At 56.1% G+C, this 20,463-nt stretch carries 17 protein-coding genes and 1 other annotated feature; all 17 genes read right to left on the bottom strand.

Going from position 1 to position 20,463, the window contains the following annotated elements:
- Positions 1-6 precede the first annotated feature (6 nt).
- Positions 7-801, bottom strand: coding sequence for a septum site-determining protein MinD (gene minD, locus LBW89_RS22840; protein WP_148457303.1), 795 nt, complete (start codon positions 799-801; stop codon positions 7-9).
- A gap of 3 nt (positions 802-804) precedes the next feature.
- Complete coding sequence (gene minC / locus LBW89_RS22835; protein WP_148457300.1) at positions 805-1,467, bottom strand: septum site-determining protein MinC; 663 nt, start codon at positions 1,465-1,467, stop codon at positions 805-807.
- A gap of 77 nt (positions 1,468-1,544) precedes the next feature.
- Complete coding sequence (gene mreD / locus LBW89_RS22830; protein ID WP_148457298.1) at positions 1,545-2,075, bottom strand: rod shape-determining protein MreD; 531 nt, start codon at positions 2,073-2,075, stop codon at positions 1,545-1,547.
- On the bottom strand, positions 2,068-2,946 hold the full coding sequence (gene mreC, locus LBW89_RS22825) for a rod shape-determining protein MreC (RefSeq protein ID WP_148457296.1): 879 nt from the start codon (positions 2,944-2,946) through the stop codon (positions 2,068-2,070). Before mreC ends, mreD begins: the two co-directional genes overlap by 8 nt.
- Positions 2,947-3,058: 112 nt before the next feature.
- Entirely contained in the window at positions 3,059-4,093 is a 1,035-nt protein-coding gene (locus LBW89_RS22820) for a rod shape-determining protein (protein ID WP_148457294.1), read from the bottom strand.
- Between the two features lie 38 nt (positions 4,094-4,131).
- Positions 4,132-4,803: a RadC family protein gene (gene radC, locus LBW89_RS22815; RefSeq protein ID WP_148457416.1), complete on the bottom strand. Its 672-nt coding sequence runs from the start codon at positions 4,801-4,803 to the stop codon at positions 4,132-4,134.
- Between the two features lie 116 nt (positions 4,804-4,919).
- Positions 4,920-5,522 carry a Maf family protein gene (locus tag LBW89_RS22810; RefSeq protein ID WP_225040490.1) on the bottom strand — a complete coding sequence of 201 codons (603 nt, stop codon included), beginning with the start codon at positions 5,520-5,522 and terminating at the stop codon, positions 4,920-4,922.
- A gap of 239 nt (positions 5,523-5,761) precedes the next feature.
- Complete coding sequence (locus LBW89_RS22805) at positions 5,762-6,901, bottom strand: SPOR domain-containing protein (protein WP_225040488.1); 1,140 nt, start codon at positions 6,899-6,901, stop codon at positions 5,762-5,764.
- A 166-nt stretch (positions 6,902-7,067) separates the two neighbouring features.
- Positions 7,068-8,501, bottom strand: a complete 1,434-nt coding sequence (murC, locus tag LBW89_RS22800) for a UDP-N-acetylmuramate--L-alanine ligase (RefSeq protein ID WP_225040486.1) — start codon at positions 8,499-8,501, stop codon at positions 7,068-7,070.
- On the bottom strand, positions 8,452-9,828 hold the full coding sequence (locus tag LBW89_RS22795; protein ID WP_225040484.1) for a bifunctional folylpolyglutamate synthase/dihydrofolate synthase: 1,377 nt from the start codon (positions 9,826-9,828) through the stop codon (positions 8,452-8,454). Before LBW89_RS22795 ends, murC begins: the two co-directional genes overlap by 50 nt.
- A gap of 121 nt (positions 9,829-9,949) precedes the next feature.
- The gene (locus LBW89_RS22790; RefSeq protein WP_225040483.1) at positions 9,950-12,625 is read right to left on the bottom strand and encodes a valine--tRNA ligase; all 2,676 of its coding nucleotides are present in this window, start codon (positions 12,623-12,625) and stop codon (positions 9,950-9,952) included.
- 97 nt (positions 12,626-12,722) lie between these two features.
- Positions 12,723-12,995 (bottom strand) — a binding site (T-box leader).
- 158 nt (positions 12,996-13,153) lie between these two features.
- The gene (locus LBW89_RS22785; protein ID WP_225040481.1) at positions 13,154-14,509 is read right to left on the bottom strand and encodes a LysM peptidoglycan-binding domain-containing protein; all 1,356 of its coding nucleotides are present in this window, start codon (positions 14,507-14,509) and stop codon (positions 13,154-13,156) included.
- A 162-nt stretch (positions 14,510-14,671) separates the two neighbouring features.
- Positions 14,672-15,538 carry an RluA family pseudouridine synthase gene (locus LBW89_RS22780; protein ID WP_225040479.1) on the bottom strand — a complete coding sequence of 289 codons (867 nt, stop codon included), beginning with the start codon at positions 15,536-15,538 and terminating at the stop codon, positions 14,672-14,674.
- 44 nt (positions 15,539-15,582) lie between these two features.
- Complete coding sequence (gene hemL / locus LBW89_RS22775; protein WP_148457278.1) at positions 15,583-16,884, bottom strand: glutamate-1-semialdehyde 2,1-aminomutase; 1,302 nt, start codon at positions 16,882-16,884, stop codon at positions 15,583-15,585.
- A 31-nt stretch (positions 16,885-16,915) separates the two neighbouring features.
- A complete protein-coding gene (gene hemB, locus LBW89_RS22770) occupies positions 16,916-17,920 on the bottom strand; it encodes a porphobilinogen synthase (RefSeq protein ID WP_148457276.1) in 1,005 nt (334 codons plus the stop codon).
- 23 nt (positions 17,921-17,943) lie between these two features.
- Complete coding sequence (gene cobA / locus LBW89_RS22765) at positions 17,944-19,497, bottom strand: uroporphyrinogen-III C-methyltransferase (RefSeq protein WP_148457274.1); 1,554 nt, start codon at positions 19,495-19,497, stop codon at positions 17,944-17,946.
- 5 nt (positions 19,498-19,502) lie between these two features.
- Entirely contained in the window at positions 19,503-20,462 is a 960-nt protein-coding gene (hemC, locus tag LBW89_RS22760) for a hydroxymethylbilane synthase (protein WP_148457272.1), read from the bottom strand.
- Between the last annotated feature and the right edge of the window lies 1 nt (position 20,463).

Genomic DNA, 20,463 nt, shown 5'->3' with positions numbered 1-20,463 from the left:
CGAAAATCAACCCATTCCAAAAAACTTTTTAAAACGCGTAAACACGCCTTTCTTCTGATCCAGCAGCATCAGCGGGACCGTATCGCCCAGGATCCGGCGGGCAATGTTCCGATAGGCGATGGCGGCTCTGGAGTCCGGATTCATCACCGTGGGTTCGCCCGAATTGGCCGCTTTGATGACCAGTTCGTCATCCGGGACGATCCCGATCAGATCGATATTCAGCACTTGAAGGATATCCTCGATTTCCAGCATGTCCCCGGATTTGACCATATTAGGCCGTATGCGGTTTACGACCAATTTGGGCGAGGCAATATGCGAGCTTTCCAAAAGCCCGATGATCCGGTCCGCATCGCGAACGGCCGCATGCTCCGGCGTGGTCACGACGATGGCCTGATCCGCTCCGGCGACCGCGTTCCTGAATCCCTGTTCGATCCCGGCCGGGCAGTCGATAATTACGTATTCGTGTTCCTTTTTTAACTCCAGGACAATATCCTTGACCTGTTCCGGCGTAATGGCGTTCTTATCCTTCGTTTGCGCCGCTGGCAGCATGTACAGTTCGTCGAAACGCTTGTCTTTTACCAGCGCCTGATTTAACCGGCACCGGCCCTCGGCCACATCGATCAGATCGTAAATAATGCGATTTTCGAGTCCCATCACGACATCGAGGTTGCGCAAACCGATATCCGTATCCACCAGGCATACTTTTTTGCCGAGCAGCGCAAGCGCGGTACCGATATTGGCCGACGTCGTCGTTTTGCCGACGCCTCCTTTTCCCGATGTGACCACAATAGCTTCTCCCATAGATTACACCCCTTTAAACACGTTAAAATCCGGCCGAATCCGAAATAGGTTCCCAATCTTATCGATCTGCATCTTTCCGTCACGCAGAAAGGCAAACTCCATACTTGTCTCCCGGTTCTCCCACTCATCCGGAGGGCGGCTGATCACCTCGGCAATCCGCAACTGAGTCGGCGCCAAAAAAGAGGCCGCAATGACCGCCTCCACATTGCCCTTCAGTCCGGCGTGCGCCATTCCTCTCAAAGCCCCGAGTATATAAATATCCCCCGTGCAAGCCACGGTCCCCCCGGGGTTGACGTCCCCCAGAAACAACAGGTTCCCTTCATGATGAAGCACCTGCCCCGAACGAACGATCCCCGTCAGGGTCGTCAACGTCTTCAGCGGATCTACCGCCGGCATCAGCTCGGGCATCTCGATGGAGCGAACCAGCAGGTTTCCTTTGCGGCTCAATATATCAAGGATCATTTCTTTCTGATCATCGTTCACGATCCGGGTTCCCAATTTCACGTCAACATGTATAATCGGCCCCGTCAATATGTTCTGATGGCTATGTTCCAGTTTATAACGCAATTCCTCCAGCAAAGTTCCGAAGTCACACTTGTCGTCCAGCAGGAAAACCAGGCCATCCTTGATGCCTTTGATCGTAACATGATTCGACTTTACCGTCATAAGCCTGTCCCTCCCCCCTATTCATTTCGTGCAGGAGGCGGAAAGTTCCTGCTAGTTTCGTTGGATGTGACGAAAAGTCAAGCCTTCTCCTCCGGGGAACGGCGCTTCGTAATAATCTCCAACTGCTTCCGCAGCGGTACATAGATCAGCAAAGCAAATAAAAACTGAACGAACACATTGGGAATGATATGATGCATCACGGCCCAGGAGTACGGCTCGTGCACCACGCCGAACAGTGAATAAGTACCGAAAATAATCGAATCGAAGAGCAGGCTCCCGGTGATGACAAAAATCAGCATCAAAGGCAGCGGAGTTTGCTTGCTCCGCGACAACAAGCCGATCAAATAGCCGCAAAGGCCCATAGCAAACGAATAAGTGCCGACCATCGCGCCGTAAAACACAACATCATGCAAAAGGCCGAAACAAAGTCCCAAAATGAGCCCGGTATGACGATCTTCATAGATGGAGAAAAACAAGATAGCGATATACACCAAATGCGGATTAATCCGGGTTTCCCACGCTTCCGGAATGAGCCAGGGGAGGAGGGTGCCCTCCAGAATGAAGAGGACGAACAGGAGCAAAATCAGGATCGTTCTGCGCTTATTCACTGCTCTCAGCCTCCGGGAACACGATAAACAGCTCCTTCCAATCCGTAAAGCTGGCCGCAGGCGTAATCGTCGCCGTATAGGTTAACCCGAATTCGCCCACTTTGACCTCCTTGACCTTACCGATAATCATTCCTCTAGGGAATACGCCGCCGACACCTGAAGATACGATTAGGTCCTCCTTGGCCAATGGCTTTGGATCTTCAATCCGGCTCATCAGAAAAGTTCCGCTCTTCTTATCGTAGGACTCGATTACGCCGAACACCGAGTTTTCCTTGCCTTGGGCCGTAACGGCGATCCCGTTGGAATTCGGGTCGCGCGCATCCATCGTCGTGATCAGCTTCACCGTCGACGTCAGCGTACTGACGCGGCTGACAATGCCGACCAGACCTTTGGACGAGTGAACCGCCATCCCCTCTTTCACGCCCTCCCGGCTGCCGAGATTGACGACGATGGTCTGATTGACCGGATCATCATTCACGCTGATAACCTGTGCAATCTTCCAATCGTATTTATACAGTTTCTTCTGCTCCTCCGTAAAATGAAGATCGTTTTGCAGCCGGGTATATTCCTGCTCAATCCAGTTAAACCGGGCTTTGTCGCGCGTATAGTGGGAGAGCGCAATTTTGAGCTCTTCGTTCTCTTCCTGCAGGGCATGCAGCTCAGAAATATCTTTAATCAAGCCCGCCACATAGCTGGTGGGCTTGTAAAATACGTATTGCACGAACCCGACCGTGTCCTTGACAAATTTCTCGGGCCAGGACAAGCCGGCTCTCGATCCCAGGGTGAAGCCCATGATCGCAATAAAAAGGATAAGTCCCATCAACAAAATAAACAGTCTTTTGTTGCCCAGCAGCTTAAACAGTTTCAGCACCCTCCAACCTTACTAAATTCTCCCATTTCAAGTTACTCACTATAAAAACAGAGAAAAACGGCTTGGCCGTCCGGGTCGGACGGCGCCGCTTTATCCAAGGGGCATATGCGACCTATCGTCTGGAGCGAAGGGCCGAACTGCTTTTTGACTTAAACAAATGAATGTTGTCCAAGGCTCTTCCCGTTCCGATCGCCACGCAGTCCAGCGGGTTCTCCGCGACGATAACCGGCATACCCGTTTCGCGGGCCAACAGTTTGTCGAGATTGCGGAGAAGCGCGCCTCCGCCGGTCAACACGATCCCGCGATCCATAATATCTGCGGCCAGCTCGGGAGGACATTTCTCTAAGGTGACTTTTACCGCTTCAACGATCGCGTTCACCGTATCGCTAAGCGCTTCGGAAATTTCATCCGACGTGATGGTGATCGTCTTAGGCAGGCCGCTCACAAGATCCCGGCCCCGGATTTCCATCGTCTCCACCTTTTCCAAAGCAAGCGCGGAGCCGATATCCATCTTGAGCTGTTCTGCGGTTCTTTCTCCGATCATTAGATTATATTGCCGTTTGATGTATTGGATGATCGATTCATCCATTTCATCCCCGGCCACGCGCACCGATTTGCTGGTAACGATGCCGCCCAGCGAAATCACGGCGACCTCGGTCGTACCGCCGCCGATATCGACGACCATACTGCCCGTCGGTTCCCAGACCGGCAGATCCGCACCGATTGCCGCAGCAAACGGCTCCTCGATCGTATAGGCCTCGCGGGCCCCGGCCTGCTTGGTCGCGTCCTCCACGGCGCGCTGCTCCACGGCCGTAATGCCCGACGGAACACAAACCATCACGTTAGGATGGCGTTGAAACAGGGAACGCTGCTTCTGCGCCTGGCGAATGAAATATTTGATCATCGTAGCCGTCGTGTCGAAATCCGCGATTACGCCGTCCTTCATCGGACGAATCGCCCGGATGTTGCCCGGCGTTCTCCCGATCATTTTCTTGGCCGACTCGCCGACCGCCACGATGTTCTTCGTATCGGTATGAATGGCGACTACCGAAGGTTCCCTTACGATAATGCCTTTTCCACGCGTATAAACCAAAGTATTTGCCGTTCCCAAATCGATTCCCAAATCTTTCGTAAAGCCACCCAACATGCTGTATCTCCCTTTCCTTCTATATCTTATCGATTATATTACATCAAGCCCTGCTCCTTCAAACTGACGAACTTTCCGTCTCCGATCACAATATGGTCCAGCACGTCGATGCCTACGATTTCGCCAGCTTCCAATAACCGCCGGGTCATCCGGATGTCTTCCGGACTTGGCGTCGGATCGCCGCTGGGATGATTATGGGCACAGACGAGGGAGGCGCTGCTGCATTTGATAGCGGCGCGGAACACCTCCCGCGGGTGAACGATCGAGGCGTTAAGACTTCCGATCGACAGTGTTTCTTGAGCAATGATATGATTTTTTGTATTTAAAAACAAACAGACAAAGTGCTCCTTCTGCAAAAAACGGAGCTCTTCCATGAGCAGGTCTGCGGCGTCCCGCGGGCTGCGGATGACCCGCGCCTCGGGCAGCCGGGCTTTGGCAAGCCGCTGACCCAACTCGATGCCGGCTTTAATCTGGACGGCCTTGGCGGGGCCGATCCCTTTCATATTCGTTAATTCCTCCAGACTCAGGTCCATCATGCCGCGAATGCCGCCGATTTCCCCGAGCAGCCGCTGCGCCATATGAAGCGCCGATTCACGATGGGTCCCCGTCCGCAGCAAAATAGCCAGCAGCTCCGTCTGGCTTAAAGCTCCCGCCCCGTAACGCAGCATGCGTTCTCTGGGGCGTTCCTCATCGGGAATGTCACGCAGCATATAGTTTGTTGCATTATCCAATGCGATCCCTCGCTTCCGAATGTATTTGCAAAGCCAAAAGGCCTTACGACAAAGTTACGATTCGGAAGGATATGCTTTATCTCTTCCCTTACAAGTTAAAACACTTGGATTCCGAACGATGCCAGCATTTCCGCAAGCAAGGACAACGGTAATCCTACTACGTTAAAGTAACATCCTTCAATGCCGGTGACGATCGTCGCGCCCAGGCCTTGAATCGCATAAGCGCCCGCCTTGTCGAGTCCTTCACCGCTCGCGGCATAAGCTTCAATCTCTTCTTCGCGCAAAGCTCTCATCGTCACCACGGTCCTGCGGTAATCCACTTTACTGGCGCCGGTGCGGCTATCGATACAGGCTACACCGGTGTACACCTCATGGCTTCTGCCCTGCAGAGAACGAAGCATCGAGGCCGCCTCCCGTTGGTCCGCCGGCTTCCCCAAAACGGTGCCGTCCCTGACGACGATCGTATCGCTGCCGACGATCACGCCTTGTCGGTCCCTGTCATCAAGTTGCCGGTATACGGCTTCGGCTTTCCGTTTGGCGAGCTCCGTCACGATTCTGTCCGGCGACCAGCCCTCCGGGGTCGACTCTTCGGCATGGCTGGGAACAATGTCGAACGGAATATGTAAAGAAGCGACAAGCTCGCGGCGTCGCGGGGATGTCGAAGCTAGGATAATGCGTCGAGTTATGGAAGCATCCAAGATGCACTTCTCTCCTTTGTTCGAAGCGGGCTTGTCCGAAGGAAGCCTCTCTTCCTTCTTGCTGCCGACCTCTAAACTCTCTTTGTTGGTGAAAAACGATTACACAGCTTTAAAAGCTGTCTGCTCGCCATTTTTTGACACTTCATTATTATAAGGTTTATTCAGCAGCAATACAAACACAAAAACGGCAGGGGAAGGTATTACCATTCCTGCCGTTTTATATACCCGGAGGTCCTGTACTAAGCTTGACCCCCTACCATTTTTTGTTCCCCCAAAATAAAGCTCATGATTTCATCCTGCACTTCCCAAAGCAGCGTTTTTGCCCCTTTTTTCTGGTACTCGGCCATCGCCTCGACCGCGCTGTTCATCGCTTTCTCCAGATTTCCGGCCTCCAGCGCGAAAGCTTCGGGCTGGTTGGCGCGGACCGCCGCCGCGCTTTCCGTCCATCGCTGATGGCGCTCGCCCAGCTCCGATTGTTCCTCCGCCGACAAAAGCTGAGGCTTGACCTCCACAAGACGGGACGCGGACAATGTACTGAGCCAATCGATCAACTCCGCGCTCCGGGCAAAATATCGTTCCAAGGCGGTTACATCCCCGTTATATAGAATCTCGGCGGAAGAGGGAAGCGCGATTTCGTGAAGAATCAGATGTACTCCCGCTGTTTTGAGTTGGCCGCTCAGCAACTTGGCTTGTTCCCTGTCCGAAGAAACCCCGGCATAAACCCGCTTCTCGTCGACGGTGTCGCGGGCTGCGGCAATCCCCGACGCCTCCAGTTCCCGTTGAGCCAGTTCGACTCCCTCCGCCGTAGAAAATACGCCGTACTGCAAAAAGTGATAGGTCTGTCCCGGCAGCGCGATGTTTACCGGCATCCCCGCATTCCCTTCATCCCCCGGGTCCCCGCCGATTTCCCCAAAAACCGGAACATCCGCAGACTGGCCGGCTGAGGAACGATCGGGCACGGAAACCCCCGGGATGGGAACGCTCACGTCCCCGTTAAACATGGACAAGACCACGAAACCGAACAGAGCGCCCGTAACGATGGCGCCGGTCAAGGAACCCGCCACCTTCCACCACGATGTCCTTGGCTTACGGGTGGTATACGACGGGAGGATCGCCCCCCCGGTCCCGGTATAATCCGTAAACGGGTCGTTCCAGTCGTCGACGATTTCCACCGGGCGGTAGACGGTCTCTCCACCGGACGGCGACTCCCCGCGATGCCGCGGTTCTCCGTCGGATATGGAGGCAACCGGTTCTTCAACCGGCGGCAGCGCCTCCGGCTTCATTTCGGCTGCCGAAACCACACGCGGCGCGCTCTCCTCCATGCCGCGCCGCCGCTGCTGCCCATCGTCAAAACGGAATGTCATTTTGGCCTTATCCACTGTCCGCACGCTCCTTGTCCATTCTTCTAAAGATACCATATGAGCGGGCGGTTCTTTATATGCCAAACCGCAAGAAAAACCTCGCAGTTCAAGTCCGCGAGGTTTTTCCTTTTACATTCGTTTTTTCTCCATATCGTCCTGATCGGTTAAGATTCGGGCGGATCCGTTAATCGGTCAAAGTTTTGGCCAGCGTATCCCCGACCTTCCAAATATCGCCGGCGCCCATCGTAAGAACCAGGTCCCCCGGCTGAAGCCGGCCCTGCAAGTCCGCGATGACGTCCTGCTTCGTCGGAAGGTACCGAGCTCCGGCATTGCTGTTCTCCTTGATAAGTTCAACCAGCTTGGAGGAATGGACCCCTTCGATTTGCTGTTCGCCGGCTGGGGAGTATATGTCCGTGATGATCACCTCATCCGCCTCGCCAAAGGCCCGGCTGAACGCATCCAGCAGGAAAAACGTGCGCGTATACCGCTGCGGCTGAAACACGGCGATAATCCGTTTGCCCGTCGCTTTGGCCGCGGCGATCGTCGCCTCGATTTCCGTCGGATGATGGGCGTAATCGTCAATCACAAGAACGCCGCCCTTCTCTCCCAGCACCTGGAACCGGCGCTTTGCACCATGGAAACCGATGATCGCCGACGCGATATCCGCGAAAGGGATGCCCGCCTCCAGACAGACGATGACCGTAGCCATAGCGTTATATACGTTGTGTTTACCCGGTACGGAAAGCTCGATCGTCCCCAATTCCTGCTGTCCCTTTTTCATGAGGAACGTGACATGCCGATCCCCCAGCTTGATGCCGTCGGCCGAATAATCACAGTCCGGTCCCATGCCGTAAGTGATGACGCGGCAGTTGAGATCGGGAAGAAGCTCCTTAATATTAGCGTCATCTCCGCAAACAACGGCTACTCCATCCGGTTTGATCTGGTTCAGAAACTGGACATAAGCTTCTTTCAGCCGTCCGAAGTCCCCGCCATAGTTCTCGAGATGGTCCGCCTCAATGTTGGTGACCACACCCATGGAAGGATGGTATTGGAGGAAAGACCCGTCGCTCTCGTCCGCTTCGGCGACGACAAAACGTCCTTGTCCCGCCTTCGCGTTGGTCCCGATCCCCATAATTTCTCCGCCGATAATGTACGTCGGATCCGTGCCGCACTGCTCCATGACCAGCGCGATCATCGACGAAGTCGTCGTTTTGCCGTGCGCGCCGGCAACCGCAACGCCCTGCCGTTCATTCAGCAAGCGGGCCAACATCTGCGAACGGTGCAAGATCGGAATTCCTTGCTCCTCCGCTTCAAGCCGTTCCACATTATCCTTCGGAAGGGCCGTGGAATAAACTACAAGGTCCGCACCGTGCACATGCTCCGCGGTATGCCCGATATAAATTTTCGCCCCTTTGGCGGCCAACTTCTCGGTCAGTTCCTGGGAAGCGACATCCGATCCGGTCACGGTATACCCCATCTCCAGCATCACTCGGGCAATAGCGCTCATGCCATAGCCACCGATACCGATAAAATGCACATGTTGTTCAGTTGTATTTAGCAATTTCCATTCACCAGCCTTTTTCAGAATCGGTTTGATGCAAAAGGGTTGCCCGCACATCCGAGATCATATACAACGTGCCGGTGACCACCCCAAGATCCTCCCGTTCCGTCCGTGACTCCAAAAGCGCAAGCGCCTTTTTCCAATCACGCTCCACAACGATTTCCAGATCGGGCTTCGCCACTGAATCCTTCAGCTCAAGTACCAGATCGTATAACGCGCCCGCATCCAGTTTTCGGCGGAAATCGGGCTCGGTCAGTATAAGCGTATCCACTATAGGTAATATATGCTCGAGGTAGGCGCGATGATGCTTATTCGCCAGCATCCCCATCATCAAAATCAGACGCCGATAGCGGAACGTTTCCCGCAAGCTTTTGGCCAGCGACTCCGCTCCTTCGGGATTATGGGCTCCGTCGAGCACGATGCGCGGATTCCCGGACACCTGCTCCAGCCTTCCCGCCCACGTCGTGTTCCGGAACCCGCGAAGAACATCCGCGTCCTCCAAACAGAAGGCCATATACTGCCGCAAAATTTCGAGAACCATCATTACACCGGCCGCATTTTTGCACTGATGCTCTCCCAACATGGAGAGGTTCAACGAAAAGTCGCGAAACGGTCCACGGAACTGCATATCCTGCCCTTGCTCGCTAATTTGAGAACGTTCATAAAAAAACTGCTCACCAAGCAAGTAAAGGGTGCTCTTTTGCCCGGCGGCCGTCTCCTTTAGTACCGCGATCGCCTCGGGCTGCTCGACACAGCTCACTACCGGAATCCCGGCTTTGATAATCCCCGCTTTCTCCTTGGCGATTTGCTCGATCGTGTCCCCGAGGATGTCCGTATGATCATAACCGATATTCGTGATTAAAGAAACGACAGGCGTTACAATATTTGTAACATCCATCCTTCCCCCAAGCCCGGTCTCCCATACTACCACATCCGGATAACATTCCTCGGCAAAATAAAGGATAGCGATCGCCGTACTGACCTCGAACATCGTCGGTGAGCCCAACTCGCTTTCCGCGATATCTTTGACTAAAGGCAGTACCCGATTGCTTAGTTTAAGCAGCGTCTCCTCGGGAATGTCTTGCCCGTTATACTGAAACCGGTTCGTAAACTTGGTAATGTACGGCGAAGTGAACGTCCCTACGCTATAACCGCATTCCAGGAGGGTACGGGTTAAAAAGGCACAGGAAGAGCCTTTCCCGTTCGTCCCGGCCACATGAATAAATTTCAGGCGTCGATGCGGATTCCCCAGCCGCTCCATCAACTGATGAATCCGATCAAGTCCCGGACGTATTCCAAACGGAATCAAACCGTTGATCCAATCGACGGCCTCGCCGTAGCTTTCGAGCGCTTCGCCGTTATCTCCTTCTATATGAACCCCCATTTGCATTCACCTTCACATCTTTAATGGAATGAACCTGCTTATATCAGCAGATAGCAAGCATCCGGCTGAGCCTCTCCCGATGCCGGGAAGAATTCAGCCGGATTGTCTGCATCCTTTTAGCTTAAGCTTTCAATTCGCTGATCCGTGCCAGAACCTTATCCCGCTTTTCCGCGTAATCCGCCATCTTGGCCTTTTCTTCCTCGATGACCTTGGCCGGGGCTTTGGAAACAAACCCTTCATTCCCCAGCTTTTTCTCCACGCGTTCGACTTCTTTGTTCAAGTGGTCCAGCTCTTTTTCAAGCCGCGCGATCTCCTGGCTGATATCGATGAGCCCGGAAAGAGGAAGATACAGTTCGGCTCCGGTAACGACCGCGGTCATCGCCTTATCCGGCACCGCCGCCTCAATGGACAGATCCAACCGCGAGGTGTTGCAGAAACGGCTGATGTAATGGGCGTTCCGGTTAGCGATGTCAAGCAGTTCCGAATTCGCCGGTTTGACAAGCAGCTCGATTTTCTTGCTCATCGGCACATTCACTTCGGCCCGAATGTTCCGGACGGAGCGGATCATATCAACCAGCAGGTTCATTTCTTGAACGGCGTCCGGCGCTTCCAGCGCAGGATCGTATTTCGGCCATTCCGCCAACGTAATCGTTTCGCCGTCATGCGGCAGGTGCTGCCATATTTCCTCGGAAATAAACGGCATGAACGGGTGGATCAACCGCAGCGTCCGGTCCAATACGTAAGCAAGAACCGATTGGGTCTTCCGCTTCGCCGCGGCGTCTTCCCCGTATAGAGACAACTTGGCGAATTCAATGTACCAGTCGCAAAGATCATCCCAAATAAAGTTATACAACTGACGTCCGGTTTCCCCGAACTCATAAGCGTCGATCAATCGGGTAACTTCCCGCGTCGTTTCGTTAAAGCGATGCAAAATCCAGCGATCCGCCGTGCTCAGCTCCCCGCTGATGTCGATGTCCTCGAATTTGACGCCCTCCAGGTTCATCAAGGCAAACCGCGAAGCATTCCAGATCTTGTTCGCAAAATTCCGCGCCTGCTCTACGCGTTCCCAATGGAAGCGAAGGTCCTGCCCCGGAGTGCTGCTCGTGGAAAGCATATAACGCATGGCATCCGCGCCGTACTTCTCGATAACCTCCAGCGGGTCGACCCCGTTGCCGAGCGATTTGGACATTTTACGTCCTTCACTGTCCCTAATTAATCCGTGAATCAGCGTATCGCGGAACGGAATCGTTTGGGTGAACTCCAGACCGGTGAAGATCATGCGGGAAACCCAGAACGGGATAATATCGTATCCCGTCACGAGCACACTCGTCGGGAAATAACGTTTCAGATCCTCGCTGGCTTCATCCGGCCAACCGAGCGTCGAGAACGGCCACAACGCGGAGCTGAACCAGGTATCCAATACATCCTCATCCTGCTTGAGGTCGTCCCGTCCCAGCTTGGCCCGCGCCTCCGCTTCATCGTAAGCCACAACCATCTCGCCGGTTTCCTCGGAATACCAGGCCGGAATCCGGTGTCCCCACCACAATTGGCGCGAAATACACCAGTCGCGGACATTTTCGATCCAATGAAGATAGGTCTTTTCAAAACGATCCGGTACAAAATTCACGCCGTTTCCGGATTTTTGGGCGGCGATGGCCGTTTCCGCCAACGGCTTCATTTTGACGAACCATTGCGTGGACAAATAAGGCTCGATTACGGCGCCGGTACGTTCGCTATGTCCGACTTGATGCACATGGTCTTCAATTTTAATCAAAACGCCCAGCTCCTGCAGGTCCTTGACGATTTGTTTGCGGCACTCGGTGCGGTCCATCCCTTGGTACTTGCCCGCGTCCTTATTCATTTTGCCGCCTTCGTCCATGACGGTGATCTGAGGCAATTGATGACGTAAGCCGACCTCAAAGTCATTCGGATCATGAGCCGGTGTAATTTTCACGGCGCCGCTGCCGAATTCTTTGTCGACATACTCGTCGGCAATAACGGGAATCTCGCGACCGATAATCGGCAGGATCAGCGTTTTGCCGATCAAGTCCTTGTATCGCTCGTCCTTCGGGTGAACGGCAACCGCCGTATCGCCGAGCATCGTCTCCGGACGCGTCGTGGCCACGGTGATCGAACCGCTGCCGTCCTTCAACGGATACTGCAAATGATAGAGGTGTCCATTGACTTCTTTGTACTCCACTTCGATATCGGAAAGGGCGGTACGCGCTACTGGGTCCCAGTTAATGATATATTTGCCCCGGTAAATCAAGCCTTTTTCATACAGTTTCACAAACACTTCGCGGACGGCCTTGGACAAGCCCTCGTCCAGCGTGAAACGCTCGCGGGAATAATCCAGGGAGAAGCCCATTTTCGCCCATTGCTCATGAATGGACTCGGCATATTTGTCTTTCCACTGCCATACCTGTTCCAGGAATTTTTCACGCCCGAGATCGTAGCGCGACAACCCTTCCTCCCGGAGTTTCTGCTCCACTTTCGTCTGCGTGGCGATCCCGGCATGGTCCGTGCCCGGCAGCCAAAGGGCGTCATACCCCTGCATGCGTTTGGTCCGAATCAAAATATCCTGCAGCGTACAGTCCAGCGCATGCCCCAAATGCAGCATTCCCGTCACGTTGGGAGGCGGGATTACGATCGTGAACGGCTCGGCATCCTGTTTTTGCCCCGCCTTAAAAAATCCCCCCTCCAGCCAATAGCGGTACCATTTCTGCTCCGCCGCTTTCGGGTCGTATGTCGTCGGCATTTCCGCCGACAAAGGTTGCTGTGTTTGCTTTTCTGTCATTTGTACTTGACCTCCATTACATTTGAAATAACTTTGGCACAATTTAAGTTTGAGGTTTGATCATGATGGGCCAAGAAAACACAAAAAGCCCCTCGTCTCAAAGGACGAAAGGCTTTACTTTCGCGGTACCACCTTTGTTTCGCAGGCAGGCGGTCAAGGGACCCTGAATCTTCCCGGTTGACTCCGCAAGGCTTGCGACACTCATACAGATAACGGCTGCGGCCGGCCCGTTCTAGCATACCGGAACGATATGGATCAAACGGACGACTCCCGGGCGACTTCGGTCAGCTGTATCCTACGGAATTTTCCAGCGTATCAATTCCGCTCTCTGAAGGGTTCACTGCCTACTCTTCCCGTTCCTGGTCTTTGTAATGGGTTATACATGGCGTTTATCTTTTTCATAATAGCTTGATTATGTCCCGGAGTCAACCTGACGATACAAAAATGGACATTTGTCCTCCATATAGAGACAAAACAAAAAAGCCGCACAATTCACTGTGCAGCTTTCCAAGGTACGCATCCGGTCGATTAGGGAATATACAGCACCTGTCCCTCATTCAAATGCTGTTCGCTCAGGCGATTGTAAAGTTGAAGTTCCCGCGTACTGAGCTGATACCGCTCCGCGATCTCATCCAGTGTCTCTTCACGTTGGACGATAACCAGCTTGACTTTGCGGAAAGGCGTCTGCTCTTCGTTACTGCCGATAAACAGGCTCTTCCACCGTACTTCCTCGCCGTCCCCCGAGTCTTGGGCGGCAGCCTGAACGCTTTCTTGCTCCCCGGCTTCAAATGCAGGTTCGGCATCCTGCCGTGGAGTGGACAGCAGCTTGCTGATTCCGAAATGGTCGTCATGCTGCCCTGCCTCGTTCTTTTTGCTGCCAAGGGCGATTTTCATCTCCTTTTTCTCTTCGGCGGGCTCCGGACGGATCTGGTCCTTATCTTCCAAGGTTTCCGATACGGCCTCTTCGAGTGGGTCCGCCTCGGCCAGGACAGGAAGCTCGTTCTCGTACTCCGCCAGCGGCGCGGATTCAGGAGCCGCCTCCATCCGGTCCCGTTCCTCCAGGTGCTGTACCGTTTCGGCGGCGGTTACGGGTAAAGCATGCTCCGGTTCCCCCTGGGCGTCATCCGGCTCCCGAGCCGCTTCCCGCCATCTCCCGTACCGTTCATCCGGCGCTTCGTCCGCATTTTCGGCCCATTCCTCGAAAACGGGTTCCCGAGGTCCCCCCGGGGGCTCCGTCCAATCCGCATCCCCCTTGTCCTCCAGCACGGCCTGAGCAAACAGCGGCGAATCTACATTGTTCCACTTCAGAACCTGCGGCTGCTCGTCCGCATCTTCCGAACCGGGCTGGGCTTCCTGCTCCCATGCACGGAACGGATCGGCGTAGTTCCGCTCGTTATTTCCGGTCTGGAATTCCCGCCCCCACGGGTTCGAACGATTCGTTTCCGCCTCGCCGCGAAAATCGGGAGCCGGTTCATGGGAAGTTACGAATTCCCGGTCCTTCCACTCTTCCGATTCCACGCTGACCGACGAGGTTTCGATTCCCTGAAGCGAAAGAACGCCCGTAATGTTCAAGCTTCTGGCGCTAAGCAGGTCCACGTCGAAATTCTCGATTTCGACCGCAATGTCCTCCAGCTTACCGACCCGGCTAAGCGGAATCGTAATCTCTACCGGGATCCAATGCTCCAATTCATGCGTGCCGCCTTCCCCCCGATACAGTCCCGACAACAGCAGATGCCCGCGGAGGGAAGCGTACTCTTCGCCCGGAACGACCTGGATTCTCGGAAAAAGTTCGATTTCCTCCAATTCGTCGATTCCGGTTACCTGTTCCGACAAATGTACGCGTTCATAAATATCAAACCTTAAACCGTAGGATGAATCCGTCAAATAGGTTGCCTCCTTTCAGCATTACCAGACCTGATTGGGGTCCGCACAGGATGAAGGGCCCCATCATCGCTCGTTCTTATCTATATGCTTGAAAATAGAGTGCATGCCTGATTTTTGACGGAATTCCGGCTCATTAGCAGCGTAATGCCGCGCATGTCCTTTTTAGGATTCTTTCCCCTGCCGCAACTGTTCACGGAGCCGGTTCCATTCTTCGGGCCAGGGGTCATCCACGCGGATGAGTTCCCCCGTCAATGGATGGGGAAAGGTCAGACTCTCCCCGTGCAGCGCTTGGTGCGGAAAAAGACGGGAACTCCCGCCGTAAAGGGCGTCCCCGACCAACGGGTGCCCCGCATGGCTCAGATGGACGCGGATTTGGTGGGTTCGCCCCGTATCCAGCGTCAGCCGCACCAGGCTCGCTTTCGGATACGTCTCGACCAGTTCCACCCGCGTCAGCGCGTCCTTCCCCGACGGGGAAACCCGCCGCCGGGAAGGGTGGTGCCGATCCCGGCCGATCGGCTCATGGATCACGCGGAGGGCCGGGGAGACCTGCCCCTCCACCAGCGCCGTATAAACCCGGCCGATCTCCTTCCGCGCCATGGCCGCGTCCAGTTTCAGCTGGGCCATGGCGTTCTTGGCGTAGAGCACCGGGCCGGACGTATACTCGTCCAGCCGGTGGATATGGCCCGGGGCAACGGATTCGCCCCGCTGCGCAAACACCGCCGCCACAAGGTTCGCCAGCGTAGGGGGTGAACCGGCCCCGTCCGGATGCACCTTCAGGCCGGCCGGTTTATGGACGACGAGGCAAAAATCGTCCTCGTACAATAGGTCGACCGGCCGCTCCATAGGGGCATACTGTGACGTCCTCGGCGGAAACAGGCGCAGCCGCAGGCGATCCCCGGCCAGTTTAATCTCGCCGGCCGCATCCAGCTCCCGGAGCAGTTTGTCCGGGAAGCCCAGCTCCCGCGTAAGCCAAAGGAGGGCCGCTTCATAGCGGCCCCCCGGCTCCGAAGGATTCAGCTTCCCCGGCATCAGTTCGTACCATTCCCCCCGCCGGGTTCCCGAAACCCTGGCGCTCACAGCTTTTGCAGCGCACGGCGGTGCGCCTCGATCGTCGCGTCGATATCCGCCTCGGTGTGAACCCCCGAAACGAACATGCCCTCGAACTGCGACGGCGCGATATTGATGCCTTCCTCGATCATCGCGGCGAAATACCGCCGGAACATATCAAGGTCGCTGCTCTTCGCCGTATCGTAATTGACGACTTCCGCCTCCGTGAAGAACGGGCATACCATCGAGCCGACGCGGTTGATCCGGCACGGAATCCCCTTTTCCTTGGCGTTGGCGATAAATCCGGCCTCGAGCCGGGCCGACAACATTTCCAGCCGGTCGTACACTTCCGGTGTAAGCAGCGAAAGCGTCGTATATCCTGCCGTCATGGCCAGCGGGTTGCCGCTCAAAGTCCCGGCCTGATAAATCGGGCCGACCGGAGCGATTTGCTCCATAATTTCGCGCTTGCCGCCATAGGCCCCGACCGGCAATCCGCCGCCGATCACTTTGCCCAGACAGGTCAGATCCGGCGTTACCCCAAAGCGGCCCTGGGCGCAATGCCGGTCAACCCGGAACCCGGTCATCACCTCGTCAAAAATCAACAAGCTGCCGTGCTCCGTCGTCAGCTTCCGCAGGCCCTCCAGAAATCCGGGCTGCGGAGGCACAACGCCCATGTTGCCCGCCACCGGCTCCACGATCACCCCGGCGATCTCGCTGCCGAAGCGCTGAAACGCCAGCTCGACGGAAGCCAGATCGTTGTACGGCACCGCAATCGTATTGGAGGCCACGCCTTCCGGCACCCCGGGGCTGTCGGGCAATCCGAGTGTGGCCACACCCGAGCCGGCCTTGATCAGCAGGCTGTCCGCATGGCCGTGGTAAGAGCCCTCGAATTTCATGATCTTGTTTCTTCCCGTATAGCCGCGGGCCAGACGGATCGCGCTCATCGTCGCTTCCGTCCCGGAACTGACCATCCGGACGATGTCGATCGACGGAACCCGCTCGGCCACCAGCTTGGCCATCTCCGTTTCAAGCAGCGTCGGGGCGCCAAAGCTGGTGCCCTTGGCCGTCGCTTCCTGCAGCGCCCGCACGACTTCGGGATGGGCATGTCCCATAATCAGCGGTCCCCAGGAACCGACATAATCGATGTACTCGTTACCGTCGATGTCGTAAATGCGCGAACCGGCTCCGCGCTCTACATATACCGGGGTCAGACCGACGGATTTAAAAGCGCGAACAGGACTGTTCACGCCGCCCGGCATCACCGTTTTTGCTTCCTCAAACGCCTGGTGGGACCGCGTTTCGCTGCGCCGCCCGATCTTTTCACTCATGAGAACCTCTCCTCACCCGTTGATATAAGTTTTATTTCCCCTCGCGCAGCCAACGTGCGGCGTCTTTGGCGAAATAGGTGATAATGATATCCGCACCGGCCCGCTTCATGCCGAGCAGCATCTCCGTAACGATGGCCCGCTCGTTGATCCAGCCCCGCTCGGAAGCCGCTTTGACCATGGAATACTCCCCGCTGACGTTATATGCCACAAGCGGCAGATCGAACTGATCGCGGAGCAGGCGCAGCACGTCCATAAAGGCGAGCGCGGGCTTCACCATCAGCATGTCCGCCCCTTCCAGCACGTCCGATTCCGCTTCTCTTAGCGCTTCACGCACGTTGGCCGGGTCCATCTGATACGTCTTGCGGTCGCCGAACTGCGGTGCCGAATCGGCGGCTTCGCGGAATGGCCCGTAGAACGCGGACGCGTATTTCACCGAATAGGACATGATCGGAATATGGCTGAAGCCCGCCTCGTCCAACCCGGCGCGAATCGCCTGCACGAAGCCGTCCATCATATTGGATGGCGCGATGATATCCGCGCCGGCTTTGGCTTGGGAGACCGCGGTGCGTACGAGGAGGTCCAGCGATTCATCGTTCAGGACATCCCCGCAGACATGGCCGTCCCGTTCAAAAGTATGGACCATTCCGCAGTGCCCGTGATCGGTAAACTCGCACAGGCAGGTATCGGCCACGACCAGCAAATCCGGATACAGCGCTTTGATTTTGCGCGTAGCCTGCTGGACGATACCTTCCTCGTCAAACGCGGAGGAGCCTACGCTGTCCTTCGTTTCCGGAATGCCGAACAACAGCACCGCCGGAATCCCCAGGTCGACGATTTCCTTGACTTCCTCTTCAAGCGTATCCAAAGAAAAATGATAAACGCCGGGCATCGAAGAAATCTCGTTCTTGATCCCGCTGCCGTGGGCCACAAATATCGGTTGAATGAAGTCATCCACCGTCAAAACCGTTTCGCGCACCATGCCGCGAATAGCCGCGGATTGCCGCAGCCGGCGGTGTCTTACAATCGGAAAACTCATGAATACAATCCTCCCTTAAAAAATCAATCCAGCTTTCGGCGGCCGCCGGCTTGCTTCCAGCCAAGCAGGGCGGCCACCAAGCTGGCAATCGTCGCTTCTTCGGCAAGAATCTCTACCCGAAGCCCCGCCTCCTCGGCCGTCTTCGCCGTGACGGGGCCGATGCAGGCGATGGCCGCGCCTTGCAGCGCCGACGCCGGGTCTTCAAAGCCCATGCGTCGCAATGCACCGAGCAGATTCGTCACCGTCGAGGAACTGGTAAAGGTAACGGCATGAATCTTGCCCTCCCTGAGCAATTTAGCCAATTCCTCGTCCTCGTCCCCTAACGGAACGGTGGCGTACATCACCGCCTCCGTAACGTCAAGCCCCCGGTCCCGAAGCGCTGCGGGCAGCCAGGAACGCGCCAAGTCCCCGCGCGGGAGCAGCACCTTCTGTCCGGCCCGCAGCGACGTCCCGAAGGCCTCAAGCAGCCCTTCGGCCTGATAGCGTCCGGGGAGCTCCTCCGCCGCGATGCCGTAGCGTCTCAGCGCCTCTTTCGTAGCGGGTCCGACCGCCGCGATTCGGGCGTGGTGCAGCGCTCGGATGTCTTTACCCATTCTTTCCAAATGGTTAAAGAAAAACTCCACGCCATTCACGCTGGTAAAAAACGCCCAATCGTATTCCGGCAAACGTTCCAACGCCTTCTCCGCGGCGGCCAACGGTTCGCCCGAAGGCATTTCGAAGTCGATGACCGGAAATTCGTAAGGCTCGCCGCCAAGGTCCTCGATTTGGCGGACCAGCTCGCTCGCCTGGGAGCGGGAACGGGTCACCAGAATCCGCATGCCGAACAACGGCAAGGATTCGGCCCACATCAGCTGTTCCCGCTGCTTTACGACCTCGCCCACCACGATGACGGCCGGTGGCTTGAAATCCGCCGCCATTACTTTTTGTTCGATATCCGCGAGCGTGCCGGTCAGCGTCTCTTGTTCGGCGCGGGTTCCCCAGCGCACGAGCGCTACCGGGGTCTCGGGAAGCCGGCCGTGCTTGATCAACTGCCGGCTGATATATCCGATTTTGGCCACGCCCATCATAAACACCAGCGTACCCGTCGCGTTCGTAACTTTTTCCCAATGAATGGATAAGTCCAGCTTATCCGGGCTTTCATGCCCGGTGATGATCGACAGCGACGAGGCCATATCGCGGTGGGTCACCGGAATGCCGGCATAGGCCGGCACCGAAATCGCCGCGGTGATTCCGGGTACGATCTCATACGGAATTCCGTGCTTGCGCAGCAGCTCGGCTTCCTCCCCGACGCGCCCGAAAATGGTCGGATCCCCGCCCTTCAGGCGCACCACCGTTTTGCCCGTCAAAGCCAGGTCCACCAATAGCTGGTTGATGTCCTCCTGTTTCATCGTGTGCCGATCCGTTCGTTTGCCCACATAGATTTTCTCCGCACCGCGCTTCGCTTTACCGAGCAGGCTGGGATTCGCCAGCCGGTCGTAGACGATCACGTCCCCCTTCGCCAGGCATTCCAACCCCTTCACGGTAATCAGCCTGGCATCGCCGGGCCCCGCGCCAACCAGATATACTTTCCCCGTCATCTCCATCACTCCCTGGCTGCCGCCAAAATTTCGTCCGCTCCTTCGGAAATGAGCTTATCCGCCACGGCTTGCCCCAGCAGAGCCGGGTCATTCCCCGCCATCGTTTCTTTCAGGATCACACGCCCGTCCGGCGCTCCGACCATCCCGGTCAAAACGATCTCGGGGGCATGATCGCTCCCCCCTCCCGGAACGCTTTTGCCCAATACGGCATAAGCGCCCACAGGCACCTGACAGCTTCCTCCCAATACACCGAGAAACCGGCGTTCCGCGGCTACCGTCAGCGCGGTCTCGGGATCGTTGATCAGGGCCAGCAACTCCCGGACCTCCTTGTCGTTCTCCCGGCATTCAATGCCGAGCGCGCCTTGACCGACCGCGGGGAGGCACACCTCCGTCGGAAGATAGGCGGTGATTTTGTCTTCCCAGCCCATCCGGAACAGCCCCGCCGCCGCCAAAATAATCGCGTCGAACCCTTCCGTCTCCAGCTTGCGCAGCCGGGAATCGATATTGCCGCGAATCGGCTCCAGCACGAGATCCGGCCGGTAGGCGCTAAGCTGGCTCGATCTTCTCAGACTGCTCGTGCCCACCTTCGCTCCCTGCGGCAGCTCGTCGAGCGCGCGTCCCCCCTTGGAAATCAGCGCGTCCCGGGGATCCACCCGCTTAGGAACGGCGCCGTTGATCAACCCTTCGGGAAGCTCGGAGGGCATATCCTTCATGCTATGTACCGCCAGGTCGATCTCCCCGTCCAGCATCGCCTGCTCAATCTCTTTCACGAACAGACCTTTGCCTCCGACCTTCGACAGAGTCACGTCCAAAATCCGGTCGCCTTTCGTTATGATCTTCTTGATCTCGAAATCATAAGGGAGTCCCCGATCCCTGCAGATCGCCTTCAAGCCGTCGATTACCTGTCCCGTTTGCGTCAGGGCGAGTTGGCTCTGCCTAGTTCCTACCACAATGGTTCGTCTCATC

The sequence above is a fragment of the Paenibacillus sp. alder61 genome, assembly GCF_020179875.1.
Lineage (GTDB): Bacteria > Bacillota > Bacilli > Paenibacillales > Paenibacillaceae > Fontibacillus > Fontibacillus faecis.
Note: the sequence above shows the minus strand (reverse complement) of the source record. Positions and strands in the feature narration are given on the sequence as shown.

Coding starts and splice junctions, on each gene's coding strand:
- minD (WP_148457303.1), bottom strand. CDS start 801: ATGGGAGAAGCTATTGTGGTCACATCGGGAAAAGGAGGCGTCGGCAAA.
- minC (WP_148457300.1), bottom strand. CDS start 1,467: ATGACGGTAAAGTCGAATCATGTTACGATCAAAGGCATCAAGGATGGC.
- LBW89_RS22820 (WP_148457294.1), bottom strand. CDS start 4,093: ATGTTGGGTGGCTTTACGAAAGATTTGGGAATCGATTTGGGAACGGCA.
- radC (WP_148457416.1), bottom strand. CDS start 4,803: ATGCTGCGTGACATTCCCGATGAGGAACGCCCCAGAGAACGCATGCTG.
- murC (WP_225040486.1), bottom strand. CDS start 8,501: ATGTGCGGGCAACCCTTTTGCATCAAACCGATTCTGAAAAAGGCTGGT.
- LBW89_RS22795 (WP_225040484.1), bottom strand. CDS start 9,828: ATGGGGGTTCATATAGAAGGAGATAACGGCGAAGCGCTCGAAAGCTAC.
- LBW89_RS22790 (WP_225040483.1), bottom strand. CDS start 12,625: ATGACAGAAAAGCAAACACAGCAACCTTTGTCGGCGGAAATGCCGACG.
- LBW89_RS22780 (WP_225040479.1), bottom strand. CDS start 15,538: ATGCCGGGGAAGCTGAATCCTTCGGAGCCGGGGGGCCGCTATGAAGCG.
- hemL (WP_148457278.1), bottom strand. CDS start 16,884: ATGAGTGAAAAGATCGGGCGGCGCAGCGAAACGCGGTCCCACCAGGCG.
- hemB (WP_148457276.1), bottom strand. CDS start 17,920: ATGAGTTTTCCGATTGTAAGACACCGCCGGCTGCGGCAATCCGCGGCT.
- cobA (WP_148457274.1), bottom strand. CDS start 19,497: ATGACGGGGAAAGTATATCTGGTTGGCGCGGGGCCCGGCGATGCCAGG.
- hemC (WP_148457272.1), bottom strand. CDS start 20,462: ATGAGACGAACCATTGTGGTAGGAACTAGGCAGAGCCAACTCGCCCTG.